Raw genomic sequence first — 16557 nt, 5'->3', positions numbered from 1 at the left:
GCCAGCCGTCAGGCGGCCAGTCACCTGCGTGTCAGGCAGCCAGTTGCCGCTGCAGCCACTGGCAATGGGCACTTTGCGGGTCGAACAGCGGATGGATCACCTCGAAGTGGTCCGCATCCGCCGTGGCCGACAGCTCGCCGCGGTTTCCGGCGGCCGTCCAGGCATCGTGGAAGGCGGTGGACTGGCGCGCGAACTCGGTGCTTTCCTTGGCGCCCCAGGTGGTCCAGATCGGGGTGCCGCTGTGGCGCACATGGTGCAGGGGCGACTGGCGGCGCACCACGCCGTCGTCGAGCTGGATCATGGGCTGCAGGTAGGTGTAGCGCAGCGGGGCAATGTCAAAGAGGCCACTGAACAGCAACCCGGCCTTGAGCGGGTCGCGGGGCAGCCCGTAGTCGCGCGCCCAGTCGGTCAGCAGGCACATGGCGCTCAGGTGGCCGCCGGCCGAGTGGCCGCCCACCGCCACGCGCGTGGGGTCCCCACCGTGGTGCTGGATGTTGCGCAGGGTCCAGGCCACGGCGGCGCGGCACTGGCGCGTGATCTCGTCGATGCTGACCCAGGGGCACAGGGCGTAGTTCACCACCACGGTGGTGATGCCCAGCGGCTGCAGGCCGAGCGCCACGCCACTGAATTCCTTGGAGCTGAAGGCGCGCCAGTAGCCGCCGTGGATGAACACGAACACGGGGGCATTGGGGGTGTCGGCAGGAAAGATGTCCAGCGTCTCGTGCAGCGTGGGCCCGAAGGGCACGTCGAGCGTATGGCGCAGGGTGGAGCGGGCCTGTTGCGCCGCCTCCACGTAGGGCAGTGCGGGGTTGACACCGGGAGGTAGTCCCGCAGAAGGGTTGTACTGCGCGTCGAGCGCGGCCTGGGTGTCGAATTCGCGGTACAGCGTGGGCATGGTCACTCCGTCAACAGGGAGCGGCCATTATGGCCCGCGAAGCGGCGCACTGCAGTGCAGCGCGCAGGCTGCGCGCGGGGTCAGTTGAGCAGGTAATTGTCGGCCTGGACTTCGAAGTCCTCGGCGTCGATGGCAGCGTCATACGCGGCGCGCGCGGCCAGGGCCTCGGCGGTGTAGGGGATCAGCGGCTTGTCCAGCGGGCGCAGCTTGTGGCGGCGCAGGCTGCGCAGCTGCTGTGAGCGCTCCATGGTCTGCAGCACCAGTTCGGGCTCCATCATGAGGCTGAAAGGGTTGAGGCTGTGTTCCGTGGTCTTCATGGTCTGACTCCTGTCCTGCAAGCGGCCACTGCAAAGCCAGTGACGCGTAGAGGAACTGTAGCCACGGGCCTTGAAAAGACGAGTCAGCCGCGGGATGGACTGCGTGTAGGAAGAACACCTACAAGGCGTGGCCCCGGGATGGATTGCGCGGAGCGCACGGGGCGTGGCATCATGGGGCGTACCTGTTCCTCAAGGGAGTCTGCACGATGGAAAAACAACGCATTGCGATCATCGGGCTGGGCCGCATCGGCTCGGCCTTCCTGCGACAGATCCTGGAGCGCAACGCCCAGGGCCTGGAAGTCGTGGCCGTGGCCGAGGCGCATGAGACACCGGGCCTGCAGTTGGCCCGTGAGCGTGGCGTCAACATCAGCTCGCTCGATGCCATCGTGGCCATGGGCAAGCAGGTGGACGTGGTCTTCGACCTCACCGGCTTGCCTGCCGTGCGCCGTGAATTGCGTGAGAAGATGGGGGCGGCAGGGAACCAGCACACGGTGATCGCGTCGGAGACGATTGCCCGAGTGATCTGGGCGCTCATCAGCGCTACCGACCTGCCCGTGATTGCCGGGCGCACCACGGGCTACTGAACGCGTCAGCGCAGGTACGCGGACTTGATCTTGTCCAGCGTGCCGTCACGGCGCATGTCGCGCAGGGCGCTGCGGCAGCGTTCCACCAGTTCGGGGGGCGTCTTCAGGCTGAACGCCATGTACAGGCCGGCCGAGAGGTCCGGCAATGCCAGCGCCTTCTCCACGCTTGCGGGGTCCAGGCCTTCGCGGCGGTACAGCGCCACCATGGCGATCTCGTCGATGGGAAAGAGGTCAATGCGCTGACTGGCGAGTTTGCGGGCATTGGCACTGTCCTCGACCACCAGTTCGGCCGTGATGCCCATTTTCTCCAGGTACTGCGCACGTACATCGTCGCGTACGGCACCGATGCGGTAGCGGCTGAGCTGCTCCACCTTCTGCAACTGCACCTCGGGGCGCGACTTGAGCCGGTACATGTACACGTTGTAGGGCGCGATGATGTCCACCCACTGGAACAGGGCTTCGCGCTGCGCATTGCGGCCGATCGAGTAGATCAGCACGTTGGCTTGTTCTTGGGCCATGTGGTAGGCCCGTGCCCACGGATACAGGTTGATGCGGTAGTCGAGTTTGGCTCGGCGCAGCACCTCCTTCACCACTTCGGTGGACAGGCCTGCAACCTGCTTGTTGGCATCGAGGTAGTTGTAGGGGGGGTACTCTTCGGTGACGACGGTCAGCGTCTGTGCGCTCACCGACCAGGTGGTGAATGTCCAGACGAGGATGCCAAGCAGGGTACGCAAGTGCATGGTGGATTCTCCTGTCACGGCGAGGGCCCAACTCCCTGAAGCATTGTTGCTTGCATGATAGGCGGGCCTGGGGGGCTTGCCAAGCCCCGCAGAGAGGACTTCGTCGGGTCCGACTCAGAGCAGCCGCGCGCGCACGTTTCTGCCCTTGACCTTGCCTGCGTTGAGCTTGTCGCAGGCCTGCTGCGCCAGCGCCCGGTCGATGCCGACGAAGGTGCAGAAGTCCGTGACCTGGATCTTGCCCACCTGTTCGCGCGTGAAGGCCACGCCGCCCTCCGCATTCGTCAGCGCACCCAGCACATCACCCGGGCGGATCTTTTCCTTGCGTCCACCGGCAATCTGCAGCGTCACCATGGGTGGCAGCAGGGGCTCGGTGCTGGTGGGTGTCAGTTCATCGAGCTTGAACCATTCGGACTGGGCCTTCTGGTACTGCTCGATCCGCCCCACGGCACCCATTTCCATCATGCTGGCCAGGTTCAGCGCCAGGCCGGATTGCCCGGCGCGACCGGTGCGGCCGATGCGGTGCACGTGCACCTCGGGGTCGGGCGTGATGTCCACGTTGATCACGCACTCCAGCTCCTTGATGTCCAGCCCGCGCGAGGCCACGTCGGTAGCCACCAGCACCGAGCAGCTTTTGTTCGCAAACTGGGCCAGCACCTGGTCGCGCTCGCGCTGTTCCAGGTCGCCGTGCAGCGCCATCGCCACGATCCCCTGGCCGCGCAGCAGCTCGGCGAGGTCGTTGCACTGTTGCTTGGTGTTGCAGAAGGCAATGGTGCTGGCCGGGCGGAAGTGCAGCAGCAGCTTGGCCACGGTGGGCAGGCGGTTGGCGCGGTCGACCTCGTAGAAGCGCTGGACGATGTCGGCACGCTGGTGCGCGGCCTGCACCTTCACCTCCACCGGGTCCTGCAGCAGCTGGGCTGCGAGTTTGGCAATGCCCTCGGGGTAGGTGGCCGAAAACAGCAGCGTCTGGCGCTTCAGCGGGCACTGGCGCGCCACGGTGGCAATGTCGTCGAAGAAACCCATGTCCAGCATGCGGTCGGCTTCGTCCAGCACCAGGGTGTTGAGGCCTTCGAGCGTGAGGGTGCCGCGTTCCAGGTGATCCATCACGCGCCCTGGCGTACCCACGATCAGGTGGGCCCCGTTTTCCAGCGAGGCGATCTGGCCGCGCAGCGGCACGCCCCCGCACAGTGTCACGACCTTGATGTTTTCCATGCCGCGCGCCAGGCGGCGCAGTTCGGTGGCCACCTGGTCGGCCAACTCGCGCGTCGGGCACAGCACCAGCGCCTGCGCCGCAAACCAGCGCGGGTTGAGCTTGGCCAGGAGCGCCAGGCCAAAGGCCGCGGTCTTGCCGCTGCCGGTCTGGGCCTGGGCAATCAGGTCCTTGCCGGCCAGGGCCAGCGGCAGGCTGGCGGCCTGGATCGGCGTCATCTCCGCGTAGCCCAGGGACTCCAGGTTGGTGGCAAGTGCAGGGGCGAGATTCAGCGAGGCAAAGGTGGTCATGCCCCGATTATCCGGGCTGGGGCCGCGCACCCCTATGCCGTGGGCAGTTGGTAGTCGGCAAACTGCTCGCGCAGTTTCACCTTCATCATCTTGCCGGTGGCCCCCAGCGGAATGGATTCGACGAAGACCACGTCGTCAGGCGTCCACCATTTGGCGATCTTGCCTTCGAAGAATTGCAGGATGTCCTCGCGGCTGACTTCGGCTGCAGGCTTCTTCACCACCACCAGCAAGGGGCGCTCATCCCACTTGGGGTGCTTGGCGGCAATGCAGGCGGCCATGGCCACAGCCGGGTGGGCCATGGCGATGTTTTCCAGGTCAATGGAGCCGATCCACTCGCCGCCGGACTTGATCACGTCCTTGCTGCGGTCGGTGATCTGCATCACACCGTCGGAGGTGATCTTGGCCACGTCCCCGGTGGGGAACCAGCCACGACCTGCGCCGTCCTTGACCAGTGGGCTGCTGTCCTGCTGCTTGAAGTAGGTGTCGATGATCCAGTGTCCGCGCACCAGCAGGTCACCCGAGACCGAGCCGTCGCGGGGCAGCTCCTGGCCTTGCGCGTCGACGATCTTCATGTCCACCCCGAACACCGCCCGGCCCTGCTTGGCCTGTACCGCCAGGCGCTCCTCCTCACTCAGGCGCAGGTGCTCGGGCTTGAAGGCCATGACGGTGCCCAGGGGGCTCATTTCGGTCATGCCCCAGGCGTGCAGCACGTGCACGCCGTACTGCTGCTCGAAGGTCTTGAGCATGGCCGGAGGACAGGCTGAGCCGCCGATGACGGTGCGCTTCATGGTGGAAAACTTCAGGCCCTGCGGCTCCATGTAGCCCAACAGGCCCTGCCACACCGTGGGCACACCGGCGGAGACCGTGACGTGCTCCTGCTCCATCAGTTCGTACAGGGATTTGCCATCCAGACCTGGGCCCGGGAACACGAGCTTGGCGCCGACCATGCAGGCGATGTAGGGCAGGCTCCAGGCGTTGACGTGGAACATGGGCACCACAGGTAGCACAGCATCGGTGGCCGAGCAGTTGAGCGCGTCCGGCAAGGCAGCACCAAAGGCGTGCAATACGGTGGATCGGTGCGAATACAGCACCCCCTTGGGGTTGCCGGTGGTGCCGCTGGTGTAGCACAGGGTGCATGCGGACTGTTCATCGAACTCGGGCCACTCGTAGCGGTCGGACTCCTGGGCCAGCAGGTCTTCGTAGCACAGCAGGTTGCTTACCTTGCTGCTGGCCGGCATGTGGGCGCGGTCGGTCATGGCCACAAAGGCCTTGATGGACTTCACCCGACCGGCAATGGCTTCGATGATGGGCAGGAAGCTCATGTCGAAGAACAGCACCTGGTCCTCGGCGTGGTCGGCGATCCACACCACCTGGTCGGGGTGCAGGCGCGGGTTCAGCGTGTGCAGCACCGCACCCGAGCCCGAGACACCGTAGTAGAGCTCCATGTGGCGGTAGCCGTTCCAGGCCAGGGTGGCCACCCGGTCCGACATCTGCACGCCCAGGCGCTTCAAGGCGTTGGCCACACGGCGCGAGCGCGCGGCCAGTTCGGCAAAGGTTTCGCGGTGGATGTCGCCTTCTACGCGGCGTGAGACCACCATCTGCTCCGGGTGGTGGCGTTCGGCATGCACCAGCAGGCTGGAGACCAGCAGGGGCATGTGCATCATTTGTCCATTCAATGTCATCGGAATCACCAAAGTGTGAGGTTGGAAAACGGGGGAACTTCTTTCAGCGCGTAGGCGGCGCGGGGGTGGTGGCGCGGCTGGAAGGGTCCACCAGAATCTTGGCGTGGCGCTCGGGGTCGCGCAGTGCCTCGAAGGCGTTGTCGACACCACCGAGTCCCACCACGCCCGTCACCAGGTGCTCGCAGCGCACCTGTCCCTCAGCGATCATGTGCAGTGCATCGCGGTATTCCAGCGGCGAATAGCCCATGACGAATCGCAGGTCCACTTCCTTGTTGTTGCCCATGGCGGGCTCGATCTGGTCGGTCTGCATGCACACGCCCACCACCACGATGCGCGAGAACAGCGGCGCGCTGTCGATCAGGTTGTTGAGCACGCCGGGCACGCCCACGCATTCGAAAATGATCGGGCGCTTGGGCTTCAGGCCCAGGCCTTCGGCCAGGCGCCAGGTGTGCCACCAGGGCACCGGCAGCTTGCCCAGCTTCTCACGCGTGCCCACGGCCAGTTCCAGCAGTTCGGGAATGCCGCCCAGGAAGCCGTACTGTTCCCAGGTGGAGAACGGCGACTCGTCGGCCGGGTTTACCACCACGTCGGCGCCGCACTGCTTGGCCAGCGCGCGCCGGCCGGGCGAGAAGTCGCTGGCAATGACAGTGCGCACGCCCTTGGCCTTGAGCATGCAGATCACGGCCAGGCCCACCGGCCCGCAGCCGATGACAATGGCCACGTCGCCCTTCTTCACTTCGCCGCGATTCACCGCGTGCAACCCCACGGCCATGGGTTCGGTCAGGGCGGCCATGTCGTTGGACAGGCCGTTGGGTACCGGCACCATCATGGAGTTCTCCACCACGATGCGCTCGGCATAGGCGCCGTGCGAGCGTGCGGACAGGCCGATGCAGTCGATGTCCTTGCCCTGGCGGATGAAGGGCAGGGCACAGACGCGGGTGCCGGCCTTGATGTTCTTGGGCGTGCCCGGGCCGTGGTCGAGCACCTCGCCGCAGAACTCGTGGCCGAACACCATGGGTTCGCTGGCATCGGGGAAGTTCTTGTAACCGGCGCGGCCAATGAGGCGGCCGAACAGGTCGCAGTGGTGGCGCACGTGCAGGTCGGAGCCGCAGATGCCGCAGCGCAGCACCTTCAGGAGCACCTGCCCCTGTGCAGGCGTTTGGTCAGGGATGTCGCGCACCGTCAGTTCGGCGTTCTGGCAGACAACAGCTTTCATGGTTATTCCTTGTCAATGAATGGAGAGAGGGGCAGGGGTCATGCCGTACGGCGCGCAGCGCGCCACCAGCCGCAGGCCAGGAACAGGGCCACGAAGAACGCGCCCAGTACCAAGCGGTAGTCGGGGGTGATCAGGTCGCCTGAAGTGGGTATGAGCAACAGGCGCAGGGCCATCATCTTGTAGGGTTCGATGGGCGCGTAGGCCGGGTCGCTGATGAGTTCAAGAAAATGGCGGCGACTGGAGTAGCGGATGACGAGCACGCGGCTCCAGTGGTCCAGGGCCGGGTCCTTGCCGATGCTGATGACGTTGGGCCCCTGGGTTTCACTGGCAAACGAAGCCCCCACGCCGCCCTTCTTGATGAGCATGCCGATGGCCTTGTCCTCGTAGAGCAGGTTGGCTTCCTTGGGCGTCCCCTGGAAGTCCTTGGGCGCACCAGGCACGTCGTCGATCCTGGCGTTGTAGCGCATCAGGTTGAGCATGTAGACCGGCTTGCCGTCGTCGGCCTCGGCCCAGGCCCGCACCCGTTGAATAAGGTCTTGCTTGTCGACGTCGGGCGGAAATGGCAGGTTCTTGTCGGCCGCTGCCAGGTATTGGTCGATTTCACTCTTGGTGAGCTTGCCGGTAACGAGAGCAGGTTGCTGCCACAGGCAGAAGGCACCAAACAGCACCAGCAGGGCCAGAGCCAGCTTGTGCATGAAACGGTCGGAGGTCATGGGTTTGTCTCTTTCTTGTTCGAGGGTTAAAGGATCAGCGCAGGAAATCCAGCAGCAGGGGATTGACACGTTCCGGGGCCTCCGAGGTCATCCAGTGGCCCACGCCTTCGAGGCGTTCAAAGCGCCAGCCGGCCTTGCAGTAGGCCTCGGAGCGCACCATCTGGTTCTCCACCAAAAAACGGTCCTTGGTGCTGAACACGCCCATCACCGGCACATTGACGAATCCGTGCTGGCGCGGGATGAGCAGGCCCAGGTTGGCGCGGTAGTAGTTCATGGCCGCAGTCATGCGCCCCGCAGCGGACTTGCCCGCACGCACGTGGAGGTATTCATGCGGTGCGTCGGCAAAGAAGCGCAGGAAGGCCCAGTCGAAGGCCGTGAAGAGCCACTCGGCAAATCCACGCAGCTGGATCAGTGCGATGTAGTAGCCCTTGAGCTTCTGCATCCAGCCTGCGGTGGTGTAGCAGCTCAGGTGCCCGACCGAAAGCGCCGCGTAGCGCACCACGCGGTGCTGGTGCTGGATGGCAAACTGCCAGCCGATGGCGGCGCCCCAGTCGTGGGCCACCAGACGCACGCGCTCCACGCCCAGCGCGTCGAGCAAGGCGGCCACGTCCTGCACCAGGGTGCCGATGCGGTAGTCGGACACGTGCCGCGGCATGTCGGTCAGGCCGCAGCCGCGCAGGTCCGGCGCGATGACGCGGTAGCCCGCCTCCACCAGTGCCGGGATCTGTTCGCGCCAGATCGCGTGGGTGTCAGGAAAACCATGCAGCAGCAGCACCTCGGGGCCGCTGCCCTCGACGATGACGTGCATCGTGATGCCGTTGACCTGCACATAACGGCCCTGGAAGGAAGTCTGGGTAGGAATGGCCAGGCTCATGAGCTTTGCCCCAGCAGGCCGTCCTTGAGCTTCCAGTCGGCCGGTGTGGGGCCAATCCAGTTGGACAGCAGGGTGTCGAAGAATTCCTGCTCGCGGAACGGATCGCCCTGCGCGACGCCATTGATGGCGATCACGGCACCGGTGCCGGGCACCCAATCGACGGTGATGGTGTCGCCACGCACGAAGCGGCCACGGTTGTCGATCAGCGCGCCCATGCGCGTCAGGCCTGGGATGAGGCGCGACATCGGGGTCTTGCCCACACTGTTGGTGAAGCCCTTGATGAATTCCCTGCTGAACTTCTTGGCATCCATGTCCACCAGCATGGTCATCTGCATGCGCTTGGGGCCGGGGGCGGCAAAGGCGGCTTCTGCCGTGGTGGATTTCTTGCTCAGGTACAGGCCGGCCGCGAGGACCTTGAAGATGGCCAGGTAGCGCACCCCGGTGCCGTTGAGCTGCAAGGCGGTGTCACCGAGGTGGATCGCGTCCTCGAAGTGAATGCCCGCCACCTCGGCGGCCTGGGCGGGTGCCTGCGGTGCCGCACCGAGCACCAGCGGTGCCAGCACAAAGGGAATCTTCATGAATGCTTGCTCCTTTTCAATCGAGGGGGAAGGCTGGCGTATGGCCAATGACGCATCGCCGTGGGCACGGATCGTCGGGCTTGCGCTCGCTGTGGGCGATGTCTATTCCGGACAGCGTGCTATCCATTGCCGCCAAATCAGGGCAAACCCTAGGACTGGGAGGTGCATGCGTCCCCAACACTTGCGCCATGGACATGCAGCGCCCAGGCCTCTGGCTTTCATCGAGCGACTTCGCCCCCGGTCACTTCGCGCCGCATGGGGAGTTCCGCCTGTGCGTGCAGGGGCAGCTGGTGTTGTACGAAGCGCACGGTCCCTTCAACCTGCAGGCGGTCCAGGGCCTGGGCGCGGCACGGCAGGCGCTGCTGCAACACCTGCCGCCGCAGGGACGCTTTGCCGCCATCGTGCATTTCCAGGGCAATGCCGTCATGACCGCCGATGCCCTGGAAGCCTGGGAGCAGGGGCTCAAGCAGTTTGCGGCGCAGCGCTCCCGGATTGCGGGCGTGGCCTGGGTGGCTGCTCCCGAGGTCGAAGGCATCCACTTCCTGCTCTCGCTCTACCGGCGCATCTTCGAGGAGGCGCGCTTGCCCTTTGCGTTCTTCGAAACCATGGAGCTGGCGCGCGCGTGGGCAGCGCAGCAGTTGAGGCCGGTGTGAGCCCGGCCCGGCCCCGCTGCCCGCGCTGAAGCGGTTCAGCTGCCCGCGCTGCGCTGGTATTCGCCGGGCGAGATTCCCTGCACGCGCTTGAAGGCCCGGCTGAAATTGGCCGCGTCGCTGAATCCCAGCTGGGCGGCCACCTCGGTGATGGAGCTGCCGGGCTGGCACAGCAGGTCGCAGGCGCGCTCGAAGCGCACCTTGTCCGAGAGCTCGCGAAAGCCGGTGCCTTCCTTCTTGAGGTGGCGGTCGATGGTGCGGGCCGAGACGTTGACGCGCCGCGCAATGTCCTCCAGCGTGACCTGGGTGCCCTGGGTTTCACGCAGGGCCATCATGATGTAGGCCGGCCAACCCACGTCGCTGCGTGGCGGTGTGCGGCCCAGGGCGGTGCAGCGTGCGTCGATGTCGCGCATGACATCGTCGTTGGCCAGCGGCAGCGGCTGGTCCAGCAGGGCTGCCGGCATGATAACGCGCAGGCACGGTGCCGCCGTGGGGTTGAAATGGAAACGTGCCGGGGCCAGGGCACGGTAGCGCTCCCCATGGGGTGGTTCGGCCATGCTCAGGTGGTAGTCGTAGGGCAGGGCGTGCTTGCCCAGCATCAGTTCCATCTGCACCTGCTGCGCCATGGCCAACGCTTCCAGGTAGAACTGCAGGGTGGTTCTGGACAGGGCCACCAGCGGGGTGTAGACCGCCTCGCCGCCCTCGGGCCAGCGGTGGTAGCGCAGGGTCCAGGTCTCCGTCATCAGGTGGTAATGGCGGCTGGCCATGCGCAGGAAACCGTCCAGGTTGGGGCAGCTGATGAGGCCGTAGCCCAGCAGGTCGTGCGAATTCATCTTGATGCGTCGGCCGAATTCGAACGCAATGTCGCTGCGTCCGCTGGCCTGCGTGGCCGCCAGCATGAGCCGATCTACTTCCTCGTGGCTGAGCATGGCATCGCGCGCTTCCAGGTTGGCGGCATCCAACCGGGCCAGCTGCAGCACGCGCGCGCGCTCCACGCCCAGGTCCTGCAGGCACTGCAGCAACAGCAGCACGTAACGAACCGGCATGCGCCGACCGGAAAAAGCCATGGGGTAGTGGTCTCCGTCTACGGGTTAACCCGTGGTTGTCGATTATTGACACCTGCGTGTCGGATCCAAACATCGCGCCGGAGCGCCATCCCCGACACCATGCGAACCCAGTCACCGCGGCCTTCGGGCTGGCGGATGGTACGCAATCAATACGCATGGAGTATCGGATGAAAACATGGAACCAAGGGTCGGCAGTTTCCCTAGCCGTGGCGCTGTTGGCGGCCTGGCCCATCGTGTCCCCGGCGGGCACCCTCAGCGGTGTGGTCATGGAGCAGGGCAAGCCCCTGGTCGGGGCCATGGTCACGGTGTTCAGTGCCGACAGCAAGCGCCGCGAAACCGTGTATTCCGATGCCAGCGGCCGCTACAGCCTGTCGGTGGACTTTGCCGGCAAGCTCACGGTGCGCGCCCGCCAACCCTACTTCAGGGACGCCAGCATGGTGGTGGACCTGCCGCTGGTGGCACAGCGCAGCGCCGACTTTTCCCTGGTGCGCCACAGTGTGGCGGCGGAGCTGTCCGAGAGTCTGTCGGCCTCGGCGCACCAGAGCACGCTGCCCTTCCCCAGCGCCAACACGCGCGAGGCCTTCATCAGCCAGTGCAACTACTGCCACCAGGTCGGCAATGCGCTCACCCGCGTACCGCGCGAGGAGAGCGCCTGGCGCTCCACCGTGCTGCGCATGGAGGGCTACTTCGCCATGCTCACCAACAAGGAGTCCAAGGAGATCACCCAGACCCTGGCCAAGGGTTTCGACGGCAAGCCGGTGCAGGCGGTGCAGAAGCACGTGTGGGATCCGCGCATCGCACCGACGCGCATCAAGGAATGGGTGGCTGGTGATGCCATGACCTTCATCCACGACACCGATGTGGGTGAGGACGAGGACCTCTACGGCGCCGACGAAGGGCACGACGTGATCTGGCACCTGGAGCGCAAGACCGGCAAGATCAACGAGTACAAGCTGCCCGACATCGGTCTGCCCGAAGGCGGTGTGTTCCAGGGCGTGCAGCTGCCCATCGGCGTGTTCACCGGCCAGCACGGCCCGCACAGCATGGTACAGGCCAAGGATGGCAAGTTCTGGATCACCAACGCGCTGTCCAGCACCATCGCCTCGTTCGACCCGGCCACCAAGCAGTTCAAGCTGTTCGATGTGGGGCGCTCGCACCTGTACCCGCACACCATCCGCATCGACGCCGAGGGCATCGTCTGGTTCACCATCGTGGCGTCCAACGAGGTCGGCCGCTTCGACCCCAAGACCGAGAAGTTCACCATCATCCACCTGCCGGAGGAAGGCTTCTGGAGCGGCGTGTCGCACTACCTGTTCCCGTGGGTGCTGAAGATCGGGGCCTGGTTCCCCAAGATGAACATGCACATGGGCGTGAACCACGCCAAGTGGGCATTCCAGGGGCGCAGTGCCTTTCCCTTCCCTTATGGCATCGACGTCCACCCGCTGGACGGCTCGATCTGGTACGCCAAGCTCAATGCCAACAAGATCGGCCGCATCGACCCCAAGACCCAGCAGGTGACCGAGTTCGATACGCCGTTCAAGGGCCCGCGGCGCCTGCGCTTCGACAAGCTAGGCAACCTCTGGATTCCGGCTTTCGACGACAGCGGCGTGATGAAGTTCGACACCCGCACGCAGAAGTTCGAGACCTTCAAGCTGCCGCTGCTGGCACACAACGAGTACGAGGTGCCTTACGCGCTCAACGTGCACCCCAAGACCGGCGACGTCTGGATCACCTCCAACATGTCGGACCGCGCCTTCCGCTTCCTGCCCACCACCAAGGAGTTCGTGAGCTACCCGCTGCCGACCCGCGTGACCTGGCTGCGCGACTGGGCCTTCACCAAGGACGGTGCCGTGTGTTCGAGTTCGAGCAACCTGCCGGCCTACGGTATCGAAGGCGGTCTGGCGTCCTTCATCTGCCTCTACCCCGATGGCGAACCCGGCGCGGTGGCTGCGGCCAAGCCCGCCAGTGCCAAGACCACCCGGGCCTCTTCCAAGCAACAACCGGAGCACGACCATGGATAGCTTGCAAACCTTCTTCATCTACGCCCTCATCACCGTCCTGATGGCCCCGCTGCTGGTGGTGTACGGACTGCCCTTTGTGGCCCTGGCCAAATTGTTTGATCACTTCGCCCAGCTCTGGTTCAAGGACTCGACCCGCTTTGTGCTCAGTTGTGGCATTGCCAGCCTTGGCATCGCCCCGGCCTACGACGAGTACCGTGCACCGCTGCCGGTCTACGTGCATTGGCTGCAGGGCGACAGCGTGGGCCTGGGCTTTGCCCTGGCCTCGTTCGTGGTGACCTGGGTCGTGGTGGTGCTGCAGGTGCGTCAGCTGATGCACCTGCGCGGACACCGGCACGCCTGAACCCCAAGAACCCGAGGAGAACCCCATGACGACACCCCCCCTGCCGGCACTGCAGCCGACCTTTGAACATCAGCAGGCGGCCGCCCTGGCCCAGCCCTACCCGAGTGCGGCCGAGCGCAAGGACCGGCTCAAGGCGCTCAAGCGCCAGCTGCTGCGCTACCAGGACGTGCTGATCGCGGCCATCGACCAGGACTTCGGCGGCCGCGCCGCGGCCGAGACCAAGATGCTCGACATCCTGCCGACGACGCTGGAGATCAACCACGCCATCACCCACCTGCGCCGCTGGATGCGTCCATCTAAGCGCCATACCGAACTGCTGTTCCTGAGCAACAGCCTGCAGGTGCACTACCAGCCCAAGGGGGTGGTCGGCGTCATCGCCACCTGGAACTTCCCGGTCTACCTGGCCCTGGGCCCCATGGCCGCCGCGCTGGCCGCTGGCAACCGCGTGATGCTGCGCATGCCCGACAACACCCCGCGCACCACGGCCACGCTGCGCCAGCTGCTGGCCGAGGTGTTCCCGCCCCACCTGGTGGCGGTGTTCGGTGCCGAGCAGGGCGACCCCAACGACTTCACGGCGCTGCCCTTCAACCACATCGTGTTCACCGGCTCGCCCGCCATCGGCCGCGTTGTCATGGGCCAAGCAGCGAAGAACCTCACGCCGGTCACGCTCGAACTCGGTGGCAAGTCGCCCGCCGTGGTGCTGCCCGACTACTCCATGCGCGATGCCGCCAAGCGCATTGCCCACGGCAAGGGGGTGAACTGCGGCCAGATCTGCGTCGCCCCCGACTACGCCCTGGTGCCGCGTGCCGGCCTGGCCGAGTTCGTGCAGGCGCTGCAGGAGACCCAGGCGCGCTTCTATGGCAGCAATGTGCTGGGCAATGCCGAGTACACCTCGGTCATCAACGCACGCCATGCGGCCCGCATCCGCCAGCTGCTCGACGACGCCCGCGCCAAGGGCGCCACGGTCACGGTCTGCGGACCCGCAGGCGATGGCCAGCGCCTGCCCCTGCACATCGTCACCGGCTGCACGTCCGACATGGCGCTGATGCAGGAGGAGATCTTCGGCCCGATCCTGCCGGTGCTGGTGTACGACAGCCTCGACGAGGTGCTGCGCGAGATCCACAGCCGCCCACGCCCGCTGGCGCTGTACTGCTTCAGCCACGATGCCCGTGCGCGCGAGCACCTGCTGACCCACACCCACTCCGGCGGCGTCACCCTCAACGACTGGGGCTGGCACTTCATCAACCACGACGCACCGTGCGGCGGCGTGGGCAACTCGGGCATGGGAACCTACCACGGCGAAGAGGGCTTCCGCGAACTCTCGCACGCCCGCACCGTGTTCAAGCGCCACCGCTTCTTCCCCATCGACCTGTTCTACCCGCCCTACGGCAACGTCGTGCAGCACCTGTCGCTGGCACTGTTCACCGGCAAGGGCGACCCCAACGTGGTCAAGCCGTTCTGAGGCGCAGCCCATGGCACGGCAGGCAGGCATGGAACGCGTACGGCGCTGGGGGCGTGAGCCCCTGGTGCTGTTCCTGTTGCTAGGCGCTCTGATATTTGTAGCTGACTACGCAATATCCATGCGGGCTAGTGGCCAAAAAAGCACCATTTCCGTGGATGCGGATACGCTCCAGCGCCTGCGCGCGCAGGCCTTGCAGCAGTGGGGCCGACCGCCGACGCAGCGCCAGCTCGACGACCTGGTGGAGGCCCATGTGCGCGAGGAAGTGCTGGTGCGCGAAGCCCGCACCCAGGGGCTGGACCAGGAAGACGCCATCGTGCGCCGACGCCTGGCGCAGAAGATGGAATTCCTGGCCCATGGCGAGGTGCAGGCGCCGACCGAAGCCGAACAGCGCGCCTACCTCGCAGCCCACCCCGAACGCTACCAGCTGGCACCGCGCCTGCGTCTGGAGCAGGTGTATGTCCGTCCCCAGGCGACGACGCAGGCCACGCAAGCGCGGCTACGCCGCGTGCGCGACGCCCTGCTGGCCGGGGCAGCGGAGCCTGGCGACCGGTTCATGCTGGGGCGCATGCTGCCGGCGCAGACCCCGGAACAGCTGGTGCGCGATTTCGGCGAACCCTTTGCCCAGGCCGTGCAGACGCTCTCGCCCGGGGCATGGTCGGCGCCGCTGGCGTCGCCCTACGGTTGGCACCTGGTGCGCGTGCTGGAACGTGTGCCGGGTCGCGTGGCGCCCTGGGAGCAGGTGCGCGATCGCGTCGCGGCCGATTTGGGCGAGGCGCGTGTGGCAGCAGCCCGGGACGACGCCTATGCACGGCTGCGCGCACGCTACACCGTGGTGCGTGCGGATGCGCAGCCACAGGCCGTGCCGGGCCAGGCGCTCGGGAGCGGGCGTTGATGGTCCGCATCGGCGCCTGGGTGTGGCTGGTCGTCCTGCTGCTGGTCGGCATGGGTACGGCGTGCGCGCACGAAAGCCTGCCGGCCTCGCTGATGCTGCAGGAGCGCACGCCCGGTGTCTTTGACGTGCAGTGGCGCCTGCCCGATACCCAGGGGGTGGTGCCGGAGGTACGCCCGGTGTTTCCCGAGACCTGCACGATGCGCAGCGCGCCCGAGCAGCGTCCGTCTCCCGGTGCCCGCCTGGCCCTTTGGCAGCTGGCCTGCAGTGCCGGACTGCACGGCGGTGAGCGCGTGCATTTCGCAGGCTTGCCGCTGACGCTGGTCGATGTGCTGGTGCGCGTGGACTATGCCGATGGCACGCAGTGGACTGCCATCGCCCACCCGCGCGCGCCCGAGGTCGCCCTGGCATCGCGCGCAGCGCTTGCGCTGGCAGTTTCGGACTACCTGCTGCTGGGGGTGGAGCACATCCTTACCGGGGCGGACCACCTGCTGTTCGTGCTGTGCCTGGTGCTGCTGGTGCGGGAGCGACTGCGGCTGCTGCAGACCATCACCGCGTTCACCCTGGCCCACAGCCTGACGCTGGGGCTGGCGGCGCTGGGCTGGGTGCGGGTGCCCGCCGCGCCGGTGGAGGCCTGCATCGCCCTGTCCATCCTGTTCCTGGCGCGTGAGCTGGTGTTGCGACAGGCCGGGCGGCCTGCCGGTGGCACGCCGCATCCTGCCGTGGTGGCTTTCGTATTCGGGTTGCTGCACGGGCTGGGCTTTGCCGGGGCTCTGTCGCAGGTGGGGCTGCCTGCGGGCGATGTGCCTGCCGCCTTGCTGCTGTTCAACCTGGGGGTCGAACTGGGGCAACTGCTGTTCGTGGGCCTGGTGCTGCCCCTGCTGGCCCTGCTGCGCCACGCCAGCCGCCACGCACCGGCGTCGTGGCGGGCTGCGCCTCTGTGGGGCCTGGGTGGCTGGGCGGGCTTCTGGTGGCTGCAACGCATGGTGCCGGTGCTGGGCCTGTGAATGACTCGAACAATGACAACTGGAG

General features: G+C 66.2%; 16 protein-coding genes and 1 pseudogene. 7 read left to right on the top strand and 10 right to left on the bottom strand.

The features are described 5' to 3' along the window. Positions 1-31: 31 nt before the first annotated feature. Positions 32-895: an alpha/beta hydrolase gene (locus RQP54_RS03515; RefSeq protein ID WP_315676781.1), complete on the bottom strand. Its 864-nt coding sequence runs from the start codon at positions 893-895 to the stop codon at positions 32-34. An 80-nt stretch (positions 896-975) separates the two neighbouring features. Next, entirely contained in the window at positions 976-1212 is a 237-nt protein-coding gene (locus RQP54_RS03510; protein WP_315676780.1) for a hypothetical protein, read from the bottom strand. Positions 1213-1418: 206 nt separating this feature from the next. On the opposite strand from RQP54_RS03510, the gene RQP54_RS03505 reads away from it, so the two are divergent. Further along, on the top strand, positions 1419-1796 hold the full coding sequence (locus RQP54_RS03505) for a Gfo/Idh/MocA family oxidoreductase (protein ID WP_315676779.1): 378 nt from the start codon (positions 1419-1421) through the stop codon (positions 1794-1796). Positions 1797-1801: 5 nt separating this feature from the next. Here RQP54_RS03505 and RQP54_RS03500 read toward each other — a convergent pair whose 3' ends face one another. The 7 genes from RQP54_RS03500 to RQP54_RS03470 form a co-directional block, all read right to left on the bottom strand. Continuing rightward, the gene (locus tag RQP54_RS03500) at positions 1802-2536 is read right to left on the bottom strand and encodes a substrate-binding periplasmic protein (RefSeq protein ID WP_315676778.1); all 735 of its coding nucleotides are present in this window, start codon (positions 2534-2536) and stop codon (positions 1802-1804) included. 114 nt (positions 2537-2650) lie between these two features. Further along, on the bottom strand, positions 2651-4033 hold the full coding sequence (gene dbpA / locus RQP54_RS03495) for an ATP-dependent RNA helicase DbpA (protein ID WP_315676777.1): 1383 nt from the start codon (positions 4031-4033) through the stop codon (positions 2651-2653). A 32-nt stretch (positions 4034-4065) separates the two neighbouring features. Further along, the gene (locus RQP54_RS03490; protein ID WP_315677742.1) at positions 4066-5709 is read right to left on the bottom strand and encodes a 3-(methylthio)propionyl-CoA ligase; all 1644 of its coding nucleotides are present in this window, start codon (positions 5707-5709) and stop codon (positions 4066-4068) included. Positions 5710-5758: 49 nt separating this feature from the next. Then, a complete protein-coding gene (locus RQP54_RS03485; RefSeq protein ID WP_315676776.1) occupies positions 5759-6931 on the bottom strand; it encodes a zinc-binding dehydrogenase in 1173 nt (390 codons plus the stop codon). 38 nt (positions 6932-6969) lie between these two features. Further along, a complete protein-coding gene (locus RQP54_RS03480) occupies positions 6970-7644 on the bottom strand; it encodes a hypothetical protein (RefSeq protein WP_315676775.1) in 675 nt (224 codons plus the stop codon). 34 nt (positions 7645-7678) lie between these two features. Next, positions 7679-8518 (bottom strand): alpha/beta hydrolase, encoded by an 840-nt coding sequence (locus tag RQP54_RS03475; RefSeq protein ID WP_315676774.1) that lies wholly within the window; start codon positions 8516-8518, stop codon positions 7679-7681. Next, complete coding sequence (locus RQP54_RS03470; RefSeq protein WP_315676773.1) at positions 8515-9096, bottom strand: chalcone isomerase family protein; 582 nt, start codon at positions 9094-9096, stop codon at positions 8515-8517. The genes RQP54_RS03475 and RQP54_RS03470 overlap by 4 nt, the downstream gene beginning before the upstream one ends. A gap of 188 nt (positions 9097-9284) precedes the next feature. On the opposite strand from RQP54_RS03470, the gene RQP54_RS03465 reads away from it, so the two are divergent. Continuing rightward, positions 9285-9749, top strand: a complete 465-nt coding sequence (locus RQP54_RS03465) for a hypothetical protein (protein WP_315676772.1) — start codon at positions 9285-9287, stop codon at positions 9747-9749. Between the two features lie 35 nt (positions 9750-9784). Here the strand turns inward: RQP54_RS03465 and RQP54_RS03460 are convergent, their stop codons facing one another. Further along, positions 9785-10813, bottom strand: coding sequence for a helix-turn-helix domain-containing protein (locus tag RQP54_RS03460; RefSeq protein ID WP_315676771.1), 1029 nt, complete (start codon positions 10811-10813; stop codon positions 9785-9787). Between the two features lie 167 nt (positions 10814-10980). Between RQP54_RS03460 and RQP54_RS03455 the strand changes: the two are divergent. The 5 genes and pseudogenes from RQP54_RS03455 to RQP54_RS03435 all read left to right on the top strand — a co-directional run. Continuing rightward, positions 10981-12783, top strand: a pseudogene (locus RQP54_RS03455) (carboxypeptidase regulatory-like domain-containing protein); the annotation flags it as partial. A 43-nt stretch (positions 12784-12826) separates the two neighbouring features. Continuing rightward, complete coding sequence (locus RQP54_RS03450) at positions 12827-13174, top strand: hypothetical protein (protein ID WP_315676770.1); 348 nt, start codon at positions 12827-12829, stop codon at positions 13172-13174. Positions 13175-13199: 25 nt separating this feature from the next. Continuing rightward, positions 13200-14636: a coniferyl aldehyde dehydrogenase gene (locus tag RQP54_RS03445; RefSeq protein WP_315676769.1), complete on the top strand. Its 1437-nt coding sequence runs from the start codon at positions 13200-13202 to the stop codon at positions 14634-14636. A 10-nt stretch (positions 14637-14646) separates the two neighbouring features. Next, complete coding sequence (locus tag RQP54_RS03440; RefSeq protein WP_315676768.1) at positions 14647-15528, top strand: peptidyl-prolyl cis-trans isomerase; 882 nt, start codon at positions 14647-14649, stop codon at positions 15526-15528. Next, positions 15528-16532 carry a HupE/UreJ family protein gene (locus RQP54_RS03435; RefSeq protein ID WP_315676767.1) on the top strand — a complete coding sequence of 335 codons (1005 nt, stop codon included), beginning with the start codon at positions 15528-15530 and terminating at the stop codon, positions 16530-16532. The genes RQP54_RS03440 and RQP54_RS03435 overlap by 1 nt, the downstream gene beginning before the upstream one ends. Positions 16533-16557: the final 25 nt, after the last annotated feature.

The organism is Curvibacter sp. APW13 (assembly GCF_032337135.1).
Classification (GTDB): Bacteria; Pseudomonadota; Gammaproteobacteria; order Burkholderiales; family Burkholderiaceae_C; genus Allorhodoferax.
This window is presented reverse-complemented; position numbering and strand designations above follow the sequence as displayed.